The sequence below is a fragment of the Legionella quateirensis genome, from assembly GCF_001467955.1.
GTDB lineage: Bacteria > Pseudomonadota > Gammaproteobacteria > Legionellales > Legionellaceae > Legionella > Legionella quateirensis.
In genome coordinates this window covers 243,864-267,090 of sequence record NZ_LNYR01000034.1, presented here as the reverse complement: position 1 = coordinate 267,090, position 23,227 = coordinate 243,864, and the positions used below count along the sequence as shown (strand labels likewise).

Sequence of the window (23,227 nt, the reverse complement as noted above, 5' to 3'; positions counted from 1 at the left end):
TGATGACGGCTTATTAAATTCTTGATACCCAAAATCGTGTTCGAGATAAATCATGCACACTGCAAATCCATTCAATAAATAAAAGACAATTATCACATTGGATAAAATTGAGTTATAATAAATAATTAACAAAATAATAAGAAAGATTTAGTTTGGACTTGACGAGTGCTTCAACTAGCACTAGAATTGCCCACCTATTGAGATCAAATAACCAGAGGATTAGTTTAATGCCTACCGTTCGTGTAAAAGAAGGCGAAAACCCAGAATATGCACTGCGCCGTTTCAAGCGCTCTTGTGAAAAAGCCGGTATTTTAACCGAATTACGCCGTCGTGAATTTTATGAAAAACCAACCGCTGAGCGTAAACGCAAACAAGCTGCTGCAGTAAAACGTCATCTGAAAAAAATTTCTCGCGATACTTCTTCACGACGCAGCATGAAACACCGACGTAAATAAGATTTACGTATTCATTCACCAAAATCAATATTTAGGTGAATAGTCAGATATGATACCAAGGTCACATTTTCATGTGGCCTTTTGGTTTTTAAGGAATTAATTATGTCCATAAAAGAACGCCTCAATAACGATATTAAAGATGCGATGCGCGCTAAAGATAAAAATTTGCTGACTACACTACGTTTAATCACCGCAGCGGTGAAACAAATTGAAGTAGACGAGCGTATTGAAGTTACTGAAGAGCGTATGCTGGCCATTTTGGACAAAATGACCAAACAACGTAAAGAATCCATCTCCCAATATGAAAAAGCAAATCGAGATGATCTGGTTGCTCAGGAACAATTTGAACTGGAACTCATCTCCAAATATCTGCCTGAACCCCTATCTGCGGCAGAAATCGAGCAGATGATCAATGAAGCCGTTACTGCAACCGGAGCAGAGAAGATGGCTGATATGGGTAAAGTGATGGGACAGCTTAAAGCAAAGCTGCAAGGTCGCGCTGATATGACTCAAGTGAGTGCCTTAATCAAGGCCAAATTGAGCTAAGGGGTATTATGTCTGGCTTAATTCCACAGCCATTCATTGATGATCTCCTGCATCGTACCGATCTGGTTGAATTAATAGACAGTTATGTTCCTCTGAAAAAAAGAGGAACAAGCCATATTGCCTGTTGCCCATTTCATAATGAAAAATCCCCCTCCTTCAATGTTGTAGCCAAAAAACAGTTTTATCACTGTTTTGGCTGCGGCGCGTCAGGAAATGCAATCAGTTTTGTGATGAACTACCTGAATCAAGGTTTTATTGATGCTATTGAAACTCTGGCTGCTCGACTCGGTTTAACCGTACCCAGAGACGGTCAGGTAGAAAAAAATAACTCATCCAACGATCTCTACAAATTATTGTCTGAAGTAAGCCAGCATTATCAGAAAAAATTAAAACACGATGGACAGATTGCCATTGATTATCTTCGCAAAAGAGGACTCAGCGGAGCTGTCGCCAAACTCTATCAATTAGGATTTGCTTCTGAAGGCTGGCATAATCTCGAAAAATCATTTCCCCGAAATCAACGTGAATTAATCGCGACAGGCATGCTGATTAAAAATGATGACGGAAAAATATATGACCGTTACCGAAACCGAATTATGTTTCCAATCCATGATCGTCATGGGCGTATCATTGGATTTGGTGGGCGTGTACTGGATCCCGAACAAAAACCCAAATATCTGAACTCACCTGAAACAGTAATTTTTCAGAAAAGCCGTGAACTTTATGGCTTACACCAGATTTTAAGTCAAAACAAAACTGCCGAATATATTATTCTGGTTGAAGGCTATATGGATGTTATTGCCCTGGCGCAACACGGAATCACGAATGCCGTAGCAACATTAGGTACAGCTACGAGCACCTACCACATCCAATTATTAGCGAAACATACCAAACACCTCATTTTTTGTTTTGATGGCGATGCAGCGGGTAGACAGGCGGCATGGAGAGGACTGGAAAGCAGTTTGCCTCATCTGAACTCGGGATTGGATGCGGGGTTCATGTTTTTACCTGAAGGTCACGATCCCGATAGTCTGGTGCGCGAAGAAGGTAAAGATAATTTTTTAGCCCGTCTTAAACAAGCAATGCCCCTGCATCGATTCTTCTTTGATAGTTTAGCCAAGGACATCAATCTTCAGAACCCGGCAGGAAAAACGCAACTCATTAATTCCGCCAAACCCTTTTTACAAAAAATGGAAGAAGGTTCTTTCAAACAGTTATTGGTCGATGATTTAGCACGTTTGACTCACATAGATAACCACAGACTCAATCAACTCATCGCGCAGCAGACGGAAACCAATACAACAGAACAGACCACAACCATTTCCAGATCACCACTGAGAATAGCCATCGCACTACTGTTACAAAACCCTGAAATTTACAAACGAATCGCGCCGCAAATCAATCCAGGTTTGCTGCATAAAAAAGAACATCACATTTTACTGCAAATTCTTCATCAACTAGAATTAAATCCTCAAGCAACTACAGCAACATTAATTGAATACTGGCGTACTACCAATTATTTTGATGCCATTAACCGATTAGCCTCCTGGGATCATCAGGTTCCAGAACAAGAATTGATAAAAGAATTTGTTGATACTCTATTATTTTTACAAAAACAAAATAAAGAGCTTATAATAAGACAATTGATAGATAAATCTCGGAAAGAGGGTTTAACTGAAACAGAGCGCAACAATTTACAGCAAATGTTAAAAGAAAGACATCTTCAGACCGATTTGGAAAAATAAAAAATCTGAAAAGCTGGTATGTTGAGGCTACCCGGTTTATAATCAAACCCTTTTTGTAGATCCTAATTGTACCTAAAAGAAGTGCCTATGACCACAAATGACCAAGAACAGCAAAGCTCACAAATTACCAAAGTCATTAGCCTTGGTAAAGAACAAGGTTATTTGACCTATAGTCAAATTAACGACCTACTACCTAACATAGTAGATACGGAGCATTTTGATGTCATCATAAGCATGCTTGAAGGCATGAACATCAAAGTATTTGAGCAACCACCCGGAGATGACGAACTCGCACTCCTGCTTAATACTGAAGAAGTGCCTGATATCGAAGAAGCGGCCATGGTTCTGGCTTCTGTTGATAAAGAAACAGGTAGAACAACAGATCCTGTACGTATGTACATGCGGGAAATGGGAACAGTAGAATTGCTGACCCGTGAAGGCGAAATACGTATAGCCAAACGTATCGAAGAAGGGATTTATCAAGTTCTCAAATCTCTTGCTCACTATCCAGAAACAGTACAATTAGTTCTTGATGATTACGATCGCTTCAATGCTGAAGAGATACGACTTAATGAAATCATTAGTGGTTTTGCTGACACAGATGAAGAAATAGCACCTGCCGCCAATATTGGTTCCATGCTGGATGAAGATCAACAAGAAGAAGTCATACTTGGTGTTGTTGATGAAGAAGACGAAGATGGTGAAGGTGGACTGGCCGAAGTCGATGATGGCCCCAATCCCGAACAAGCCAAAGTGTATTTTGATGAACTGCGTGAAAATTTCAATAATGCAATGAGTGCATTAAAAGAACACGGCAGAACGAATAAAAAGACTCTTGAATTACTGGAAATTATGTCGGATTCCTTCCTGAAGCTGAAGCTCACTTCAAGACAGGTGGATCGATTGACACGGCATTTCCGTCAATTACGAAATCACATCAGAGAATTTGAACGCGGAATTATGCGTCTGTGTATTGAGAAGGCGCGCATTCCACGCAAACTCTTTATTGACACATTCCCAGGCCAGGAAACTGATCTGAACTGGTTAGAAACCCTGTGCGCTAAACAAGCTAAAAAACTGGATTTACCGCGGATAGAAGAATATAAAGATGAAATTCTACGCTTGCAAAGTCGATTAGCCTCTTTTGAAATTGAATACGGACTAATCATTAGTGAAATTAAAGACATCAATCGAAAAATGTCTATTGGTGAAGCTAAGGCAAGACGTGCTAAAAAAGAAATGGTTGAAGCAAACTTGCGTTTGGTAATTTCCATTGCGAAAAAATACACCAACCGTGGTCTGCAGTTCCTGGATTTGATTCAGGAAGGAAACATCGGACTGATGAAAGCAGTAGATAAATTTGAATACCGTCGCGGTTACAAATTCTCTACCTATGCTACCTGGTGGATTAGACAGGCGATTACCCGTTCCATTGCGGATCAGGCACGTACCATACGTATACCGGTACATATGATTGAGACCATCAACAAACTGAATCGTATATCACGCCAGATTCTTCAGGAAACAGGTCGTGAAGCAACACCGGAAGAATTAGCAGAAAAAATGGAACTGAGCGAAGATAAAATCCGCAAAGTACTGAAAATTGCTAAAGAACCGATTTCCATGGAAACCCCAGTTGGTGACGATGATGACTCTCATTTAGGCGACTTTATTGAAGACAACAACATCGAATCGCCAATTGATATGGCAACCGCAGAAGGCTTAAGAGAAGCAACTCTGGAAATATTGGAAACACTAACTCCACGAGAAGCCAAAGTTCTGCGTATGCGTTTCGGTATCGAAATGAACACCGACCATACCCTGGAAGAAGTAGGAAAACAATTTGATGTAACCCGTGAACGTATACGTCAAATCGAAGCAAAAGCACTAAGAAAACTGCGACACCCTTCACGTTCAGAGAAACTACGTAGCTTCCTAGAAGGCGATGAAGGATAAATTAATTGCCGTTCAAAGAACGGCAATTAAAAAATGAAAAAAACAGTAGAACATAAAGCAAAATCAGTTTAAAATGACCCCTCTTCGGGCCCATAGCTCAGTTGGTCAGAGCAGCGGACTCATAATCCGTTGGTCCTAGGTTCAAGTCCTAGTGGGCCCACCAATTTAGACCTTTAAAATCAATAACTTACGTTGATTACCTGTTTTAACACAAAAGTCCTTGCGTGACTTTTGCGTGACCTAGCTCACGCACTTACAAACTTACGTGACTTTCCCTTAAAGTATTTTGACTGGCAGGTCGACTCTTTGGGTTTCGCAATAAGGTTAATATCACCCCGCTTTTACGATTTTCACAAACCTTATTCGCAGCTTGATATAAACTTTGCAGCTCAGCTGAAGAATAGTGAGTTGTAATCCTTCCTGAACGATGCCCAAGTAAATCTTGCCTGTCTTCAAAACTTACCCCTGCAGCTCTCAATCTTCTACCGAACGTATGCTTTAAATCATGCACTCTTACTTCAGGCAATTTCGCTTTTTCTCTAGCCTGTCGCCAACCAGTCGATAACATACGACTTAATGGTCGACCTTTAAAGCTGAAGACATGGGTCGGATGTTTACCTCTCTGCCCTTCTATTACTTCGCGAACTGTTTCATTACAGACAATCAATCGCTCCTCACCATTTTTTACCAACTCACCTGGTACAATAAAAACGATGATATGAGGTAATTCTGGAATCTGTATTTCCCAATCCCAACGCAGCTCGCATATTTCACTATCCCTACATCCTGTGTTTACAGCAAACAATGCCATATTTTTCAGATGTTCAGGTAGTTGCTGAAACAGCTTATTCTGCTCATCCCAACTTAATGGATAAGGCTTCCTTAAATCTGGCTCAGGTAAAAGTTTTATCTTTGGCGCTGAGTTTAACCAGGTTAAGCCGAACTCATCCATCCATTCACTAGAAGCTAAATTTAATATACGTCTAACAATTTTCAAGCCATGATTGATAGTTCGCATACTCACACCATCCTTTTTTCGACCTTCAATAAAGGATTGCAAACTGCCAATATGAATTGCTTCAATAGACATGTCTCCAATGTACTTCACCAATTCTCGCAAGCGACCAGCATCATCACTGATACTGCGTTTGTGTTGGTTTTCCATCAGAAATTTAGTCGCGGCTTCTTTGAATGTTCTTTTAGGGCGAACACCATAGACTGTTGCCAGTCTTATTTCTTCGAGGCGCCTTGCGAGATACTTTTCCGCTTCTTCGAGGTTGTCAGTACCAGTGCTTTCGCAAAGTCGTCGTCCGAAGACCTTTTTATCAATACACCAGACGCTGCCACGCTTTTGCAGCCCTGGCGTTCTTTTTCGTCCCATAGTTCCAAACTCCTACTTTTAACTGCCGCGGGACGACCACTACACTGTATATAATCGTCTACCCAAGCGTCTAAATCAAGTCGATCAAAAGCAATACCCTGAGTCCCCATGGGTATCTCAACCAGATTTGGCCTTACATCTTTATTAAATCTATGGCGATCCATACCTAAATATGTAGGAGCGTCTCTTAGACGAATTAATCGAGGGATTAGATGAATATTGCTCATGACTTCTCAACTCCTGTAACTCTCAAATCATAATTACTCATTTCGAGTATTTATTACATCATATTGAGCACATTACTGCAAATATTTTTTAAGGCTATACCTATAAGAATTTTATTTGTACAATGGCTATCAAAATTAAATGTAAGGTGATATCAAAATGAGTTTAATGGACAAACTTGAATACGCTGTAGGGAATGAGTATTTGATCAGCCACAAAGATTTATTATTAGATTCAAATCAAAACAAACAGAAGCAAGCTAATGCTAATAAAATAGTTTCAATACAAAGGCACTACAAGCCTGAAAACAATACGATAGTGAATAGTAAAAAAATTAATGCATAAACTCATAGTAGTAGGGTCGGGAATAAAATCCATTTCTCATTTAACCGAAGAAACTAAACGGGTTATTCAAAGTGCTGATAAGGTTCTCTACCTTATCAATGAAGATAACCTTAAACAATGGATTCAACGAGAGGCGAAAAGTTCTGAATCGTTAGATTCCATCTATTTTAGTAGCGAAAAACGAATTGAAGCATACCAGGCTCTAACAAATTACATCGTTAAAGAATATAACAATGTTTCAATTTTATGCGTTGTTTTTTATGGCCACCCTACTGTTTTTGCAGACTCAGCACTTAATGCAGTAAGACAAATTAAAAAAGGCGGTGGTGAAGCCATTATTTTACCAGCAGTATCAACCCAGGACTGCTTGTTTAGTGATCTTGAAATTGATCCAGGTGATCAAGGGTGCTTTTCGATTGAAGCTACTGAACTGGTATTATTTGAACGCTGCATTGATGTTCATGCGCATTTAATACTTTGGCAAGTAGCAAACTTTGGCAGGATTGATGGGGAAAAAACTAACAATCTGTCAATTCTAAAAGATTATTTATGTGGCTTCTATCCAGATACCTACTCAATCTGTCTATATGAGGCCCCTACTCTGCCCACCTGTTCACCTAGAATTGAATGGATTCAACTCAGTCATCTGGATCAATCAGTTATTTCCTCAATTACAACAATATATATTCCACCAATGAAAAAAAATGCAATTAGCGACAAATATTTGAATCTGCTCAATCTAACAGTTGATGATTTAATACTGAAATAACATATACCTTATTGTTTTCTTAATCTTACGCAACCTCTGAATAACTTCGCATCGCTGGCAAATTGTGGTTTGTCATTGCAATAAGAAAATGCAAACCTGTTATCTGTATTTTCTAATTCCTCAGAACCAATAATGCCCTTATTGCTAGAGGATTTATAATGGTAAAAAGAAAATTCTGTTTGTTTACTTACATAGTAGAGCGGGCTTCCAAATGCGGAGCTATTATCTGCGGTAAACTCAGACTGATATGACAATAATACATTTTTCAGCATTTCCAGCTCACTATAAGCGCTGTTACTTTGATTGGTTTTAAATGTATTAATCTTGGCAAATGGGCACTGTAAAGGATAGTAAACACTATCTGATTGACTATTCAAAGCTGACGGCACCATTACAGTCGGTGTATATTCTAAATCATAACATTCACTATAAATTTTCTGAATCGTTTTAACTGGAAAGTATTGCTCATCAATTGCCGGCTTCACTCCTACACCTGAACCCATACAAATATTAAAAATATATTTTGCTGTATCCATGATGAATGGCGTAGGTCTAAAACGATTAATACTCTTGGCGCTGAGAAATAAATCGTTACAAGAGGCATCGTAGGTATTTTGCGTCAGTTTTTTTCTTAATGACTCGGAGAAGTAAAGCTTTAATTTAAGCCATTTGTCATTATGTTTCACCTCATTGATAAACTGCTCAGAAAAATAAAGAATCTCGCTATACCAGTTATCAATAGTATTTTTATCCTTCAATATATCCTTAAATACCAAGTAATGTTCGTAAGGAGACTTAGGAGCCGGAGCATTAACATTAAAATATTTCTGAATTCTTGCATGCTTCCTTTTACAACCAATATTAGGCAATAAAAAGGATGAAAGTGCGCCAGAAGAAACAGATAGCACATTATTATCTACAGTCTGATCCTCATCAAAAATAACCTGCATATTAAAAATTGCACCAGGTCCCTGAACACAGTCAGGAAAGATGCGATTATCTTCACCGAAAAAATGCCACTCACAAAATTTATCCAGTATTAAGCCCAAGGGTAAACTATTTTTACCGTATCCAAGACTATTGAATAACTCATTATCGGTGTGCTTGCTGTCAATCTTTTCAATTTGACCACTGCTGGTTGGCAGATATGCATGATTTTTAATACCGAAATGCTCACCAAATTTATAACGAGCTATAAAGAAAGGTATCTTATTCCCAGGCTTAATTTCTTCAATAACATGGTATATCGATTCGTTGACTTGATTAACTTGATGCTTGACTTCATCCCATGAAACTCTACTAATCTTGTTCATTCCTAAACACCCATACAGCAATTGAATATCAATTATCATCCCTTGAAAATCAGGATAATTGTAGAAAGGGATTAAGTTTAGCCATTTTTAATGGTAGAGTCACCTTCCAAAATAGTTTTAGGGAAAAAATATGTTGTTATCAGATAAAATGCCAAAGGGAATCATACCTCTGTATTTAATACAGGCTTTCTCAACCTTCTCCTATGCAATTCTATATTCCTCATTATCCCTGTTTCTCACTAAACAATTAGGATTGTCTAATACCCTTTCAAACAGCATTGTTGGATTGTTTCTAGCATTTAATTATGTTCTCCATTTGCTTGGAGGAGTGGTTGGCGGACGATATCTAAGTAACAGAGCCTTATTTTTGATTACCACAGCCATACAAACGATTGGAATTTTGCTTTTGGCACTTTTAGTTAAGTCTTTGCTTTATCTTGGATTGAGTTTATTTCTGGTTGGATGTGGTTTAAATACTACCGCTTACAACAGTATTCTGACACAACGGTTTGCACCTGATGATAATCGCAGAGACAAAGCCTTTTTCTTGAGTTATTCCTACATGAATATAGGCTTTTGCTCTGGCTACATCATCAGCGGCTTTTTTGATTACTCCAATCAATATCAAACTCTCCTCTATGCCAGCATAATTCCAAACGTCATTACGCTTTTGCTCATGTGGGGTTACTGGGCAAATTTGAATGATAGAGATACTTCATTGCTCAAAGTTAAAAACAAAGCTTCACTAAACTTCAAAAAATCTATTGGCTGGGGAATTATATTATCTCTTATTCCATTCACTCTGCTTTGTTTTCATAAAACTCAGTTCAGTAATGGAGTAGTAGTAGGCCTTAGCGTTATTATGTTTTTTGTCATTTTGTATCTTGGCTACCATCAAAAATCGACTTTGGATAAGCAAAAGATAATGACTTTTCTAATACTGACAGTAACATCCATCTTATTCTGGATGATCTACTTCACAGGCCCAATGGGCATAACATTATTTATAAAAAACAATGTTGATAAACATTTATTCCATTATGAAATAGCGACCCAATGGCTTATGAATATAAATGCCATGGTGATCATTATCGGCGCTCCGTTGTTATCCACCGTGCTAACACGGCTACAAGTAAAAGGGCACAATATATCAATAACCAAACAATTTATTTGGGCATTTCTGATATTGGCATGTTCTTTCTTATGCCTATCCAGCGGTATCGTCTCTGCTAATGAGCATGGATATGTTAGTGTTTATTGGATAATGCTCTATTTCACCACACAAGCATTTGCAGAGTTACTGATAGGCCCAGTTGGCTACGCCATGATTGGCAAAATTTCCCCTCCACATCTACAGGGAGTGCTTATGGGCACCTGGATGATGGTATCAGGTGTATCAGCATCTTTATCACATTACTTTTCCAATGCTATGACCCAAAGTGAATCCACAAACCCATTACTATCTAATAGTGATTACTTGCATGTATTTAACCAGCTGGGTATGTGGGCAATATTAGGTGCTGTTTTCCTTTACTTGATCGCGAAGCGAATCAAACCTGTTATCGAGCAAACAAACGATTCAGAACTCTCGGAGGTTATAACAACTGCTTGAGATAAGTGTCAAAAGTCAATAAATTGCTCAAAATTGCATTTTACCTTTGATCTTTTCCATGTAAAAAAACTAATTTTATCGATATTGTGGCTATGGTTTACTGTTTTTCGACTGGACTATGCCGTAATAATATGAAAGCGAGGATGTACATGGAAAGTTTTATCGAGGTTTCAGAGCCTGTTATTGAAGTTAAGTTTCAATTAAAAAAAGATACTCAGAAATATTTGATTGATTATATCCTGTCTTACAGTAAATTAGACTGCAACGGGCTAGCTCAAATACTTGAAGCCAGCCCCTTATTGCTCAGCCAGGTATTGGCTGGAAAAGAGTTCTTAGGAACATCGAAAGCACACAACCTATTTCATTATTTCACTATGCTAATTAGTCATTAACGCTTTTAATTTCTGTCATACCAGATCTGTTTTATGATTTTTGAGACTTAAAAGAACAGATGCACCTACCAAATAAATCAAAATTAGTACACTCTGGCTATTATCATGCTTTAAAATTGATTGATCAAAATAAATTCATTAATATAAACCGGTTTTATACCTCTTTAGCCTAATGTAATCTAATTTTCATTGGCTATACTTGTTTTATATTGCAAAAATAATCATAAGAGAAAAGCAATGAATGATAGGTGGTTATCAGTTGATGAAATTGGCGAGTACCTCGGAGTTAAAAGAGATACGGTCTACAAATGGATTAATGAAAGAGGCATGCCTGCCAGTAAGATCGGTCGCCTCTGGAAATTCAAAATTAATGAGGTTGATAGTTGGATTAAGAAAGGATCAAAGCAAGAATCTGATATATGTTAAAATTAGAAGATATTAAAAAAGACGCCCAGGTTCGCGGCATCCAAGCAGAAGAGATTGTGCGCGTAGTACAGGTAGAGCCAATCGGTGATGCAGCTATCACGGTCTATTATAAAGACAGCCAAGGCAATCTCGGTGAGCAAATGCTGTTTCGTTCGGATGAGGCTCGCCTTGAACTTGCCACTATTGGCCGGCCATGGGCATTTGACGCCCCTGGAGCGGAATTCAAGCTTGGACTTGAAGCTTACCGAATTAGCCAAGCAGCCTTGTTTGACCCTATGATGGCAGTGCATACATCAAACGTGGAGCCACTGCCACATCAAATATCCGCTGTTTACGAGGCCATGCTTCCAAAACAACCGCTACGATTTGTGCTGGCAGATGATCCAGGTTCCGGTAAAACAATTATGGCAGGCCTGTTAATTCGTGAGCTCATCATGCGTGGCGATGCCAAACGCATACTCATCGTTTCACCTGGCTCTCTAACCGAACAGTGGCAAGATGAATTATTAGAAAAGTTTGGTGTCACCTTTGATATTTTCAGCAGGGAAAAACAAGAGCAATGCGCTTCAGGCAATTACTTTGATGAAGCCGACCAACTTATCTGTCGTTTGGATCAATTGTCTCGAAACGAAGAATTCCAAGAAAAGCTTAAAAACACTGAATGGGACATAATCATCGTTGATGAGGCACATAAACTGTCGGCTAGTTATTTCGGCTCAAAGATCAACAAGACCAAACGTTTTCAACTAGGTGAAATGCTCGGCTCAATTACCCGCCATTTCTTGTTGATGACAGCAACCCCGCACAATGGTAAAGAAGAGGATTTCCAAACTTGGCTGTCCTTACTAGATGGCGACCGCTTCTATGGCAAATTCCGAGAAGGTGCGCACAAGGTTGACGTATCAGATATGATGCGCCGCATGGTTAAAGAAGAATTGCTTAAATTTGACGGTACACCACTTTTCCCGGAGCGTAGAGCCTATACCGCCAACTATGAACTCTCCCCTATGGAGGCGTCACTTTACGAACAGGTCACCACTTATGTTCGTGAAGAGATGAACCGTGCTGACAACCTCGATAGTAAAAAGAAAAATAATGTCGGTTTTGCATTAACCATGTTGCAACGAAGGCTCGCATCCAGCCCAGAAGCAATTTACCAATCGCTGAAACGTCGCCGTAAACGTTTGGAAGATCGCTTAGAAGAAACCAAGCTAATGGCCCGAGGACAGGCAGTTAAAAAGGATAGTGTTGCCGAAACATTGGGTGAGTACAACCTGAAAAAACAAATTGATTTACCTGATAATTTTGATGAAATAGATGAAGATTTAAGTGCAGAAGAATATGAGATTCTTTCAGAGCAAGTGGTAGACCAAGCTTCTGCATCAGAAACCATCCCTGAACTAGAAGCCGAAATACTTATTCTAAAAGATCTTGAGGACCAAGCGCTCAAAGTCGTCCAATCAGGTAACGATAAAAAGTGGGAAGAACTCTCTTACCTTTTACAAGACAAACCAGAAATGCTCACAACCAGCGGTGCTCGTCGCAAACTTATAATCTTTACTGAACATAAAGACACTCTGAATTACCTGGCCAAGCGTGTTAGCGACTTGCTCGGTAACGAGAATGCTGTTCGCACCATTTATGGCGGCACCAACCGAGATGAGCGTCGCAAAGTGCAGGAAGAATTCCGCAACGACCCCGAAGTAATTATACTCATCGCCACCGATGCTGCGGGCGAAGGTGTTAACCTGCAAAACGCCAATCTCATGGTCAATTACGACCTGCCTTGGAATCCCAATCGCCTTGAACAGCGCTTTGGTCGTATCCACCGTATTGGTCAAACAGAAGTTTGCCACCTCTGGAACATTGTTGCTTCAGAAACTCGTGAAGGCGAGGTATTCAAAAAGCTCTTTGACAAAATAGAAATAGAAAAAGAGGCATTAGGAGGAAAAGTTTTCGACGTGCTTGGTGAGGCCTTTGACAATGTCTCATTAAAAGATTTACTTGTTGATGCCATTCGATATGGCGAAGCACCAGAAACTAGAGCCAAGATGAATGAAGTGATCGACTCTGCGCTTGATGCCGAACACCTAAAAGAAATCCTTCGTCGTAACGCTTTGGTTGAGCAGCATATGGGACTCGAAGAGCTCTATGCGGTAAAAGCAGAAATGGAAAAAGCAGAAGCACGTAAACTCCAGCCATACTTTATCCGCGCTTTTTTCACTGAAACCTTTCAAACCTTGGGCGGAGAGATGCGCAATCGTGAGCCAGGCCGCTTTGAAATACGTCATGTTCCCGCTGCCATTCGCGAACGTGATCGCATCATCGGTGAAACAAGAACACCTGTTTTACGCAAGTACGAACGCATCTGCTTTGAAAAGAACCATGTTCGCCAGCAGGGCAAGCCCATGGCTGACATGATTCACCCAATGCACCCATTGATGCATGCTGTAACCGATTTAATTTTAGAGGCCCATCGCCCCAAACTCAAACAAGGCGCAGTACTGGTTGATCCAAACGATGATGGCCTGGATCCCAAAGTGCTTTTTATGGTGAATCATACTGTAAGGGAGGGCGATAACTCAGCCAATATTGCGTCGCGGCGATTACAGTTCATCGAAATTGATGAGAAAGGTAATGCCATTAATGCAGGCTGGGCACCTCACTTAGATCTACAGCCCATCGACGACTACGACCATAAGATAGTTGGTGACATTCTGAATGCTAACTGGCTTAACAACAGCTTAGAAGAATTGGCACTAAAGTACGCCTCACATAAGTTAGTACCAGAGCATTACAGTGAAGTTAAAGAACGTCGCGAACGCCAGGCCAATAAAACCCTCGCAGCAGTAAATGAGAGACTGGTAAAAGAGATCAACTATTGGTCTGACCGTTATATTAAACTGCAAGACGATGTAAATGCTGGAAAACAGCCACGCATGCAACCCGAAATGGCGCGTCGTCGAGTAGATGAACTCACCGCTCGATTAGAGCAGCGTAAAGCTGAACTGGGTGCACTGAAAAATGTGGTATCCAGCACCCCAGTGGTGATGGGGGGAGCATTGGTCATCCCTAAAGGCTTGCTAGCTCATCGGAAGGGTGAAACGCAATTTAGTGTTGATGCTGAATTCCGCTCGCGAGTAGAGAATATCGCAATGAATGCCGTGATTAATATCGAGCGCAGTTTTGGATTTGAGGTAAACGATGTAGGTACAGAAAAATGTGGTTGGGATATTACCTCGCGCCCACCCACTAATGCAGACGGTTCAATCAGACCGGATAGACATATTGAAGTGAAAGGACGAGCCAAAGGCCAAAACACTATCACTGTAAGCCGTAATGAAATAATTTACGGTCTAAACCAAGCAGACAAATTTATGCTCGCCATAGTCATTGTCGATGGAGAAGAATTCGAAGGGCCGTTTTATGTAAAAACGCCTTTTACCATCGAACCAGACTTTGGTGTAGCTAGTATTAATTATGATCTCAGTGACCTACTGTCGAAAGCAATTGCGCCTGAGCAAACTATTTAAGGCAGATAAATGAGCAATATAAAAATTCCCAAAAAATTGATTGAGGTAGCATTACCACTTGATGATATTAACATGCACGCAACTCGTGAAAAATCGATTCGAAAAGGCCATCCATCAACCTTGCATTTGTGGTGGGCTCGTCGTCCTCTAGCTACTGCTCGCGCAATTTTATTTGCACAGTTGGTAAACGATCCAGGAGGTGACCGAGGCTGGTATAAGGGTAAAACTAAAAAACAAGCAGATGCAGAACGTGAAAAATTATTCGAAATTATCCGCGAAATGGTGAAATGGGAAAATCTCAATAATGAAAAGCTACTGGATCGTGCACGCCAAGAAATCATCAAAAGTTGGAAAGAAACCTGTGAACTTAACGATGGTAAATTCGGTTTTGATCCAGATGTTTTGCCAGAATTTCATGATCCGTTTGCAGGAGGTGGCACAATACCTGTTGAAGCACAGCGTCTTGGCCTTAAACCCATTTCTACAGATTTAAACCCAGTAGCTGTCACAATCAATAAAGCAATGATTGAGATTCCACCACGTTTTGCAAATCAACCCCCCATAGGTCCAGAATTAGAGAATCAAAAAAAAATAATTCAAAATTGGAAACTAGCAACTGGTCTTGCTGAAGATGTGAGACGCTATGCAAAAGTTTTATCAGATAAAGCCTTTGAGGCAATTGGAGATTATTATCCGAAATTAAAAGTACATGAAAGCTTTGGTGGAGAAGATGCAACGATTATAGCATGGCTTTGGGGAAGAACAGTTGCTAGCCCCAACCCAGCAGCACACGGAAAACATGTCCCATTGGTATCAACTTTCTGGCTGTGTAAGAAAAAAGGAAAGGAAGTGTATATCAAGCCCATGATTGATGGCCTTGAGTATAAATTTGAACTTCACCGAGGAATTCCTGAAAAACCAGAAGAAATAAACTCCGGCACAAAATCAGCGAGAGGAGCCAACTTTACCTGTATCTTAACTGGCAGCCCAATTCCAGCAAATTACGTCAAAGCTGAAGGAAAAGCTGGTCGTATGGGTTGGAAGTTATTGGGCATAGTGGCTGAAGGAAAAAAAGGTAGGATTTATGCTGAGGCTACGCCAGAACAAGAACAGTTAGGTTTGTCTGCCAAACCTAACTGGCGGCCAGATTTTCCTCTAGCTACTCACCCACAGTACATGAGTGTGATCAATTATGGCCCTTCACTTGTGGCTGACCTATTTATGGATCGTCAGACGTTAGCGCTGAATACATTTGCTGAAAAGCTTATTGAAATGCATGAGCTAATATATGCTGATGCATTAAAAGCAGGCATTGAAGATGACAAAACCACACTAAATGAAGGGGGATACGGTGCAACTGCCTATGCTGATGCGATATGTATTTACCTCGGTATAGGAATTAGCCGATTGGCTAACCGTCAGTCAACAAATACTTTCTGGGAAAACAGTGCTGAAAAGATACAACAAGTTTTTGCTCGACACGCTTTACCCATGATTTGGGATACAGCAGAAGGGAATCCTTTTAGCAATTCATCTGGAAATTTTTACGGACAAATTGAATACTTAGCAGACTCAATTGCGACGCTCCCCGCAGAAGGTAAAAAAGGTGTTGCATTTCAAAAAGATGCACAGTCTGCTGATTACAAGAATCAAGTAATTTCTACAGATCCACCATATTACGATAATATACCCTATGCAGATCTCTCAGACTTTTTCTATGTCTGGCTTCGTCGTAGTTTAAAAACTTTTCTACCTGATACTTACTCTACGATGTTAGTGCCTAAACACGAGGAACTGGTCGCTGACCAAAAACGTCATGGAGGGCGAGAAAACGCTGAGAAATTTTTCATGAAAGGTATGACAGATGTCATGCATCGAATTGCTGTCAATTCTCATCCTGCGTTTCCAGTAACCATTTATTACGCATTCCGCTCATCCGAAACAAATGAATCCGGTACATCTTCCACGGGTTGGGAAACATTTTTGGAATCAGTGATTCGTGCAGGTTTTGTTATTTCAGGCACATGGCCAGTTCGAACTGAGTTAACTGGAAATCTGAAAAAAAATTGGAACGCGTTGGCTTCATCGATTGTTCTAGTTTGTCATCGTCGAGAAACGAGCTCTGGAACAATTTCTCGACGTGAATTCCAGCGAGAGCTTCGTTCTGAATTACCAGAAGCATTAGATGCCATGATGGGAGGGACTCTTGGTCAGTCTGTTGTTAAGCCAGTGGATATGGCGCAATCTGCAATTGGGCCTGGCATGGCTATCTATTCAAAATATGAAGCTGTTCTAAATCAAGATGGCACATCAATGAGTGTGCATGATGCACTCAAAATCATTAATAAGACCAAAGATGAAATTTTAGGTGGTGTTGGTTCAGAGGATGCTGATACAGGCTTTTGTATTGACTGGTTTAGTAGTGTAGGTTGGGATACAGGTAATTTTGGTGATGCAGATATACTTGCGCAAGCAAAAGGCACTTCCCTACCTGGTGTAAATGCTTCAGGTGTGATTGAGTCGGGTTCTGGAAAAGTAAGATTATTAAAATGGAACGAATACCCTACTGACTGGAACCCTAAAACAGATAACCGAATACCTATATGGGAAGCTTGTCACCATATAATTCGCGAAATGAATCAACACGGGGAAGAAAAGGCTGGTGCTTTACTTGCACGTATGCCAGAGAAAGGTGAGCAAATACGCCAATTGGCTTATCACTTATATACGTTGTGCGAACGAAAAAAGTGGGCAGAAGAAGCCCGAGCCTATAACGAACTGATTGGCTCCTGGCATGCCATTATTGCTGCTTCACACGTAGTTGGCCATCGTGGGACTCAGCTTGGACTTGATTTAGATTTTTAGGGGAAAAAAGAATGAGTTTAAAACCATGGCGTGAAATTGCCCGGCCTCACAAAGACGTATTAGAAGGCACTTTTAAGCAGTCTGAGTTTGCAGCAGATATTTCTCAAGTGGCTTCTGGTACCGCTACTAATGAATACCAAGATGCTGAGAAATTCTTCTCCCGTACCTTTATTACCGAAGGTATGCGTTTATTATTAATTTCGGTGGCCCAGCGCCTAGTGGGCCAAGGCGGCGACCCGGTCATTCAGCTACAAACTGCTTTTGGTGGTGGTAAAACGCATACTATGTTGGCAGTTTTACATTTGGCGTCACGCCAGGTGAGCACCGATAAACTGGAAGGCATTTCATCACTATTAGATGAAGCGGGCATTCATGATTTACCCTACGCCAATGTTGCTGTGATCGATGGTATCAAACTATCACCTAGCCAGCCACAACAACATGTCGCAGAAAACAAGATATTTGAAGTGAATACCTTGTGGGGCGAGCTCGCATGGCAACTTTTGGGTGAAGAAGGTTATGACATGGTTGCACAAAGCGATGTTGATGGAACCTCCCCTGGAAAAGAGGTATTGCGCCAGTTGATTGAAAAAGCTGCGCCTTGCGTTATTCTGATTGACGAGTTAGTTGCTTTCGTTCGTCAGCTAGAATTGGGTAAACAATTTAAAGCCGGTACCTTCGATAGCAATATTTCATTTATTCAGGCGCTCACTGAAGCTATGAAAGCCGTACCTAACGCCATTCTTTTGGCTTCTTTGCCAGAATCCGAGTTGGAAGTAGGTGGTATAATGGGTCAGCGCGCGCTAGAATCTTTAGAAAAATACTTTGCCCGTGTTGAGTCAATTTGGAAACCCGTTGCCAGCACCGAGGCCTTTGAAATTGTGCGTAGACGGTTATTTGAATCAGCCGGTGAGAGGTTAGAAGTCGAAGGTATTAGCCGTCAGTTTTCAGATTTTTATCGCACCCACAGCGATAAATTTCCCCTAGAAACACAATCAAATGTTTACTTTGAACGTCTTTGTCAATCTTATCCGATTCATCCTGAGGTATTTGATCGTTTATATGAGGATTGGTCAACGCTTGATAAGTTCCAACGCACTCGTGGTGTCTTACAGTACATGGCGATTGTCATCCATCGCCTTTGGAATTCAGACAATAAAGATGCATTGATTATGCCTGGATCTATCCCCCTAGATGACAGCAATGTGCGTAATAAGAGCATTCACTACCTGCCTCAAGGATGGGAACCCGTTCTGGAAAAAGAAGTAGATGGACCACGGTCAGAGCCTGCTGATCTTGATGGCCATGATACGCGATTTGGTAGTGTGCAAGCGGCACGTCGTGCAATGCGAACCATTTTTTTGGGTAGCGCGCCTTCAAATGCAGCGCAGGGTGTTAAAGGAATTAACCAAGAACACATCTTATTGGGTTGTGCCCAACCTCGGCAAACAATTGGCGTGTTTGAGGATGTGCTAAAACGCTTACGTGACCGATTGCACTACTTATACTCAGAACAAGAGCGTTACTATTTGGACACACGACCAAACCTGCGTCGTGAGATGGAAAGTCGCAAACAAAATATAAATCAGCAACAAGAGTTGCACCCTTTATTAAAGGAGAGTGTCGCTCGTATATTTGGCCGTAATCACTGTTTTGGCGGGATCCATATCTTCACGCCATCGATTGATATACCAGACGACTATGCAACTGGTCCACGTTTAGTTGTGTTACCACCCAGTGCAGCCTATAGCCGTGGTGATGCAAGACTAACTTACGAAGCCGCCGAAGAAATACTTCGCAATCGTGGTGATCAGCCTCGACAAAAACAAAACCGCCTTATTTTCTTTGCCGCAGATTATGATGTTGTCAGTCGTTTAAATGATGCAGGGAAAACTTACCTTGCTTGGAAAAGCATCGTGTCAGATGTAACAGAAGGAAAACTGGACTTAACGGTATCGTTGTCTAAACAAGCTATACGCAATACAGAAGTGGCGGAACAAAGCTTAAAGCAAATTGTACGCGAAACATATAAGTGGATTATTTGCCCAGTTGAAGAATTCATAAGAGGTAAACCAGAATTAACATGGGAGGCTGTTTCTGTATCACCTGCCACACAAAATCTGATCGCCGAGATTGAAAATACCCTACGTGAAGAAGAATGGTTGACTTCCGAGTGGAGTCCTATTCACCTGCGTAACACTCTACAGAAATGGTATTTTAAAGATGACGTCAAAAACGTGAGCGCATTAAAAGTATGGCAAGACAGCTGCCATTACCTTTACATGCCTCGCCTGATCAATGATCAAGTATTCAAAAATGCCATCACCTCAGGCTTGGAGAGCGAAGATTACTTTGGCTTTGCCTCGGGTAAAGATGGTGACCGTTATTTAGGTTTTGTTTTTGGTTGTGGCTCCATGCCAGCATTGGACGAATCGTCATTACTGATTGAGCGTGAAGCCGCCATTGAATATCGCGAGCGTACCAAACCCACGCCTATATCTTCTACAGGCAGCGAGCCGACGGCTCCTTTGACTCCAGGTGCGTCAGGAACCTCCAATTGTGTTCAGCCACAACCAGTACCAGTTGGTTCTTCACCAACTCCACCGCCTATTCAAACTGCAATAAAAAAACAGTTTTACGGCAATATAGAGCTAGACCCTGTGAAAGCAAAAATGGAATTCGCCACTATCGTTGACGAGGTGGTGCAGCAATTCACTGCCAAGCTTGGTGTTGAAGTGTCAATATCCGTAGAAATTCAAGCTATGTCTAAAGATGGTTTCGATGAAGCACTTCAGCGCACGATAAAAGAAAATTGTAATGTGCTGCGATTTAGTAGTTCTGAGTTTGATGAGGAATAGTGATGAATCGAGACATTAAGCAGTTCATAAAGCAATACCTTAAGGAAATTGAAGCAGACAATGCTGCAATATTTGCAGGTGCCGGATTGTCAGCGCCCGCAGGATTTGTTAACTGGAAAGAGTTGCTGAGACCCTTAGTAGATGAGCTCGGATTAGATATTGATAAAGAACAAGATTTAGTCAGCCTTGCACAATTTCATAATAACGAACATGGTCGCCACCGGATCAATCAACAACTGATTAATGAACTCTCCTCTAACAAAGAACCCTCTGATAGCCACCGTATCTTAGCCAAACTACCAATAAGCACTTATTGGACAACCAACTACGATCGTTTGATTGAAGATGCCTTAAAAGAAAATGGAAAGATTGTAGACGCTAAATATACAAACAATCACTTAGCCACAACAAAGCCAAGACGAGATGTTGTAGTCTACAAAATGCATGGTGACATAGAACATCCAGATCAAACAGTACTAACGAAAGATGACTACGAAAAATACACCATTGATTATGAGCCTTTCGTGAATGCACTTTCAGGCGACTTGGTATCCAAAACATTTTTGTTTCTAGGTTTCAGTTTTACTGATCCAAACTTAGACTACATCCTCAGTCGGATTAGGATTTACTTTAAAAAAAATCAACGCCAGCACTATTGTATTTTTAAATCCTGCAATGCAAAAGAATACGATTCTGATGCCGAATTCCAGCATGCTAATACTAAACAGCAGTTAGTTATTAGTGACTTACGTCGTTTCAATATAAAGGCTTTGCTTGTAGAAGAATACTCAGAAATACCTAAGATACTCAACGCCATTGAGCGTGCATTTAGCCGAAAAACCGTATTCATTTCTGGTAGTGCAAGTGACTTTGGTCAGTGGTCGCAAGTGGATACAGAATTAGCTCTCAGCACATTGAGTATTACAATGATTGATCAAGGCTATAAAATTGCAACTGGAGTCGGTCTTGGCATCGGCAATGCCATTATTTCAGGAGCAATTTCTGAAATATATCGTAATGGCATTGGACACGTTGAAGACTTTCTTATCATGCGACCCTTTCCTCAGTTCATTGCTGATGAAGATGAACGCGAAGCAACTTGGAAGCAATATCGCAAAGACCTCATTGGACATGCAGGTATAGCATTGTTCATCATGGGAAACAAGATTATTAACGGGAAAGTAGCCAATGCTGATGGCGTAAGAAAAGAATTTGAAATAGCAAAAGATTTAGGTTTGTTGCTTGTACCTGTTGGCGGCAGTGAATTCATGTCACGAGAACTCTGGGAAGAGATAAATACTAGTTTCGGCGACTATTTTCCTAATTCATCAGATGACATTAAGAAAGCATTCGAAGCTTTAGGTAAGCCCATAGAAAAACCAAACGAACTGATATCTATCGTAATAGATTTTCTTAATTTATTAAGCAAGGAGTAAATATGGCAAGGAAAGTATTTTTTAGCTTCCACTATGAAAATGATATTCGGCGAGTTGCCCAAGTCCGAAATTCTTGGCGCATTAGAAATGGAAACGACACCCAGCCTTTCATGGATAAGGCCGATTGGGAAACTCTAAAAAAAAGCAGCGACAAAGCAATCGAAAACTGGATTGAAAAGCAACTCAAAGGGACGTCGGTCACTGTAGTGCTTATTGGTTCGGATACATTTAATCGACCTTGGGTAAGGCATGAAATAAACAGAAGCCACATGCTTGGAAAAGGAATGATCGGTATTTATATTCATAACGTCAAAGACCCTCAGAAGGGCACGAGTTCAAAGGGTATCAATCCTTTTAATTACTGGTACATAGAGGAAAACGGCAGTAAGAAGTACTTTTCTGAAATATACCCAACTTATGACTGGGTCATTGATGATGGTTTTAACAACATTGAGGGCTGGATAGAAACTGCGGTAAAAAATGCTGGTCGCTAATTAAACTTATGTTTTCATCGGGTGGATAATTAATTTCTCAACACTCTAATCAAACTAACCCCATGACCAATAATTTGGGCTTGTATTTCGTTGGAACCAACACGAATATTAGCCCAGTCTTCATTTATAGCAATCAATTCAAATTCCCGCATCTCTTTACCGGCATATAATTGCTTATATTTACGAACGATCACTTCCTGCTCCCCTTCAATCAAAGCCACAACAAAATCTCCAGGCTTAGGGAGTGTATCAGGATCTACAATGATGACATCATTAATCCGAAACTCTGGAACCATGCTTTCATCCTTAATCTGGAGTGCAAAGGCATTTTTTCCAATGTTTTCACTGACAGCTGTGCCGACAGGAATAAACTCAACTTTAGTATCAACATCATCTTTGATTTTCTGTATGAAAGCAGCTGCATCAATTGCTTGTTTATAATCCAAGACAGGAATCAATGCACCCATGCCAAGGGATTTTGTCATCTTCCCTTCACGGTTATCAGTTAAGCACATTAAATAAGAGGCTGAAACTTCCAGCGCATCAGCTAATAATTTAATTTCTGTTGGACCAGGGGTACGGTCTCCTCTTTCATAATTATTAATACGTGAAATTTTCAACTCACTAGTCAACTCCGCCAATGCTTTTCTTGTCAATCCTTTGGCTTTTCGTTCAGTCATGATTCTTTGGCCGATTTTCTCTTTGATGTTCATACCCATTCCACGGTTTTTGGTTAATAAATTAATCCATTTACATATTGACTATAACTCAATATGTGTTATTTTGAGATTTAACAACTGCTCGTTTCGAGTAGTTAAGCTCATTAAGAGCTTTTTTTGTCTTAAGTTCTCAAAATGTTATCACAAGTTTCATTGA

General features: G+C 40.5%; 17 protein-coding genes and 1 tRNA gene. 15 read left to right on the top strand and 3 right to left on the bottom strand.

What is annotated here, in order from left to right:
* The first annotated feature begins 227 nt into the window (after positions 1 to 227).
* The 5 genes from rpsU (at position 228) to Lqua_RS12505 (ending at position 4,865) form a co-directional block, all read left to right on the top strand.
* Positions 228 to 455 (top strand): 30S ribosomal protein S21, encoded by a 228-nt coding sequence (gene rpsU / locus Lqua_RS12525; protein ID WP_018576467.1) that lies wholly within the window; start codon positions 228 to 230, stop codon positions 453 to 455.
* A 102-nt stretch (positions 456 to 557) separates the two neighbouring features.
* On the top strand, positions 558 to 1,001 hold the full coding sequence (locus tag Lqua_RS12520; protein ID WP_058474621.1) for a GatB/YqeY domain-containing protein: 444 nt from the start codon (positions 558 to 560) through the stop codon (positions 999 to 1,001).
* Between the two features lie 8 nt (positions 1,002 to 1,009).
* Complete coding sequence (gene dnaG / locus Lqua_RS12515) at positions 1,010 to 2,746, top strand: DNA primase (RefSeq protein WP_058474620.1); 1,737 nt, start codon at positions 1,010 to 1,012, stop codon at positions 2,744 to 2,746.
* An 87-nt stretch (positions 2,747 to 2,833) separates the two neighbouring features.
* Positions 2,834 to 4,702: an RNA polymerase sigma factor RpoD gene (gene rpoD, locus Lqua_RS12510; RefSeq protein ID WP_058474619.1), complete on the top strand. Its 1,869-nt coding sequence runs from the start codon at positions 2,834 to 2,836 to the stop codon at positions 4,700 to 4,702.
* A gap of 86 nt (positions 4,703 to 4,788) precedes the next feature.
* Positions 4,789 to 4,865: transfer RNA gene (locus Lqua_RS12505), tRNA-Ile, on the top strand.
* A gap of 90 nt (positions 4,866 to 4,955) precedes the next feature.
* On the opposite strand, the gene Lqua_RS12500 is transcribed toward Lqua_RS12505, so the two are convergent.
* Positions 4,956 to 6,083: a tyrosine-type recombinase/integrase gene (locus Lqua_RS12500; protein ID WP_420798063.1), complete on the bottom strand. Its 1,128-nt coding sequence runs from the start codon at positions 6,081 to 6,083 to the stop codon at positions 4,956 to 4,958.
* A gap of 384 nt (positions 6,084 to 6,467) precedes the next feature.
* Here Lqua_RS12500 and Lqua_RS12490 point away from each other — a divergent pair, with 384 nt between their 5' ends.
* Entirely contained in the window at positions 6,468 to 6,653 is a 186-nt protein-coding gene (locus Lqua_RS12490) for a hypothetical protein (RefSeq protein WP_058474616.1), read from the top strand.
* Positions 6,646 to 7,422, top strand: coding sequence for an SAM-dependent methyltransferase (locus tag Lqua_RS12485; protein ID WP_058474615.1), 777 nt, complete (start codon positions 6,646 to 6,648; stop codon positions 7,420 to 7,422). Before Lqua_RS12490 ends, Lqua_RS12485 begins: the two co-directional genes overlap by 8 nt.
* An 8-nt stretch (positions 7,423 to 7,430) precedes the next feature.
* Here the strand turns inward: Lqua_RS12485 and Lqua_RS12480 are convergent, their stop codons facing one another.
* Positions 7,431 to 8,735, bottom strand: coding sequence for a hypothetical protein (locus tag Lqua_RS12480; RefSeq protein ID WP_058474614.1), 1,305 nt, complete (start codon positions 8,733 to 8,735; stop codon positions 7,431 to 7,433).
* Between the two features lie 130 nt (positions 8,736 to 8,865).
* On the opposite strand from Lqua_RS12480, the gene Lqua_RS12475 reads away from it, so the two are divergent.
* The 8 genes from Lqua_RS12475 (at position 8,866) to Lqua_RS12440 (ending at position 22,351) form a co-directional block, all read left to right on the top strand.
* A complete protein-coding gene (locus Lqua_RS12475) occupies positions 8,866 to 10,347 on the top strand; it encodes a peptide MFS transporter (protein WP_058474613.1) in 1,482 nt (493 codons plus the stop codon).
* A gap of 149 nt (positions 10,348 to 10,496) precedes the next feature.
* Complete coding sequence (locus tag Lqua_RS12470) at positions 10,497 to 10,739, top strand: hypothetical protein (protein WP_058474612.1); 243 nt, start codon at positions 10,497 to 10,499, stop codon at positions 10,737 to 10,739.
* A gap of 237 nt (positions 10,740 to 10,976) precedes the next feature.
* A complete protein-coding gene (locus Lqua_RS12465) occupies positions 10,977 to 11,165 on the top strand; it encodes a helix-turn-helix domain-containing protein (RefSeq protein WP_058450414.1) in 189 nt (62 codons plus the stop codon).
* On the top strand, positions 11,159 to 14,698 hold the full coding sequence (locus tag Lqua_RS12460) for a helicase-related protein (RefSeq protein WP_058474611.1): 3,540 nt from the start codon (positions 11,159 to 11,161) through the stop codon (positions 14,696 to 14,698). Before Lqua_RS12465 ends, Lqua_RS12460 begins: the two co-directional genes overlap by 7 nt.
* A 9-nt stretch (positions 14,699 to 14,707) precedes the next feature.
* Positions 14,708 to 17,563, top strand: a complete 2,856-nt coding sequence (locus Lqua_RS12455; protein WP_058474610.1) for a DUF1156 domain-containing protein — start codon at positions 14,708 to 14,710, stop codon at positions 17,561 to 17,563.
* An 11-nt stretch (positions 17,564 to 17,574) separates the two neighbouring features.
* Positions 17,575 to 20,421: an ATP-binding protein gene (locus tag Lqua_RS12450; protein ID WP_058474609.1), complete on the top strand. Its 2,847-nt coding sequence runs from the start codon at positions 17,575 to 17,577 to the stop codon at positions 20,419 to 20,421.
* 2 nt (positions 20,422 to 20,423) lie between these two features.
* Entirely contained in the window at positions 20,424 to 21,857 is a 1,434-nt protein-coding gene (locus tag Lqua_RS12445; protein ID WP_058474608.1) for an SIR2 family protein, read from the top strand.
* Positions 21,858 to 21,859: 2 nt separating this feature from the next.
* The gene (locus tag Lqua_RS12440; protein WP_058474607.1) at positions 21,860 to 22,351 is read left to right on the top strand and encodes a TIR domain-containing protein; all 492 of its coding nucleotides are present in this window, start codon (positions 21,860 to 21,862) and stop codon (positions 22,349 to 22,351) included.
* A gap of 29 nt (positions 22,352 to 22,380) precedes the next feature.
* Here the strand turns inward: Lqua_RS12440 and Lqua_RS12435 are convergent, their stop codons facing one another.
* Positions 22,381 to 23,064: a helix-turn-helix domain-containing protein gene (locus Lqua_RS12435; RefSeq protein ID WP_058474738.1), complete on the bottom strand. Its 684-nt coding sequence runs from the start codon at positions 23,062 to 23,064 to the stop codon at positions 22,381 to 22,383.
* Between the last annotated feature and the right edge of the window lie 163 nt (positions 23,065 to 23,227).

Bases quoted from the DNA above. Each gene is read 5' to 3' on its own strand.
- Lqua_RS12460 (WP_058474611.1), top strand. From the start codon at position 11,159: ATGTTAAAATTAGAAGATATTAAAAAAGACGCCCAGGTTCGCGGCATC.
- Lqua_RS12440 (WP_058474607.1), top strand. From the start codon at position 21,860: ATGGCAAGGAAAGTATTTTTTAGCTTCCACTATGAAAATGATATTCGG.
- Lqua_RS12445 (WP_058474608.1), top strand. From the start codon at position 20,424: ATGAATCGAGACATTAAGCAGTTCATAAAGCAATACCTTAAGGAAATT.
- Lqua_RS12480 (WP_058474614.1), bottom strand. From the start codon at position 8,735: ATGAACAAGATTAGTAGAGTTTCATGGGATGAAGTCAAGCATCAAGTT.
- rpoD (WP_058474619.1), top strand. From the start codon at position 2,834: ATGACCACAAATGACCAAGAACAGCAAAGCTCACAAATTACCAAAGTC.
- Lqua_RS12470 (WP_058474612.1), top strand. From the start codon at position 10,497: ATGGAAAGTTTTATCGAGGTTTCAGAGCCTGTTATTGAAGTTAAGTTT.
- Lqua_RS12485 (WP_058474615.1), top strand. From the start codon at position 6,646: ATGCATAAACTCATAGTAGTAGGGTCGGGAATAAAATCCATTTCTCAT.
- Lqua_RS12465 (WP_058450414.1), top strand. From the start codon at position 10,977: ATGAATGATAGGTGGTTATCAGTTGATGAAATTGGCGAGTACCTCGGA.
- Lqua_RS12520 (WP_058474621.1), top strand. From the start codon at position 558: ATGTCCATAAAAGAACGCCTCAATAACGATATTAAAGATGCGATGCGC.
- Lqua_RS12450 (WP_058474609.1), top strand. From the start codon at position 17,575: ATGAGTTTAAAACCATGGCGTGAAATTGCCCGGCCTCACAAAGACGTA.
- Lqua_RS12455 (WP_058474610.1), top strand. From the start codon at position 14,708: ATGAGCAATATAAAAATTCCCAAAAAATTGATTGAGGTAGCATTACCA.
- rpsU (WP_018576467.1), top strand. From the start codon at position 228: ATGCCTACCGTTCGTGTAAAAGAAGGCGAAAACCCAGAATATGCACTG.
- Lqua_RS12490 (WP_058474616.1), top strand. From the start codon at position 6,468: ATGAGTTTAATGGACAAACTTGAATACGCTGTAGGGAATGAGTATTTG.
- Lqua_RS12500 (WP_420798063.1), bottom strand. From the start codon at position 6,083: ATGGGACGAAAAAGAACGCCAGGGCTGCAAAAGCGTGGCAGCGTCTGG.
- Lqua_RS12475 (WP_058474613.1), top strand. From the start codon at position 8,866: ATGTTGTTATCAGATAAAATGCCAAAGGGAATCATACCTCTGTATTTA.
- dnaG (WP_058474620.1), top strand. From the start codon at position 1,010: ATGTCTGGCTTAATTCCACAGCCATTCATTGATGATCTCCTGCATCGT.
- Lqua_RS12435 (WP_058474738.1), bottom strand. From the start codon at position 23,064: ATGAACATCAAAGAGAAAATCGGCCAAAGAATCATGACTGAACGAAAA.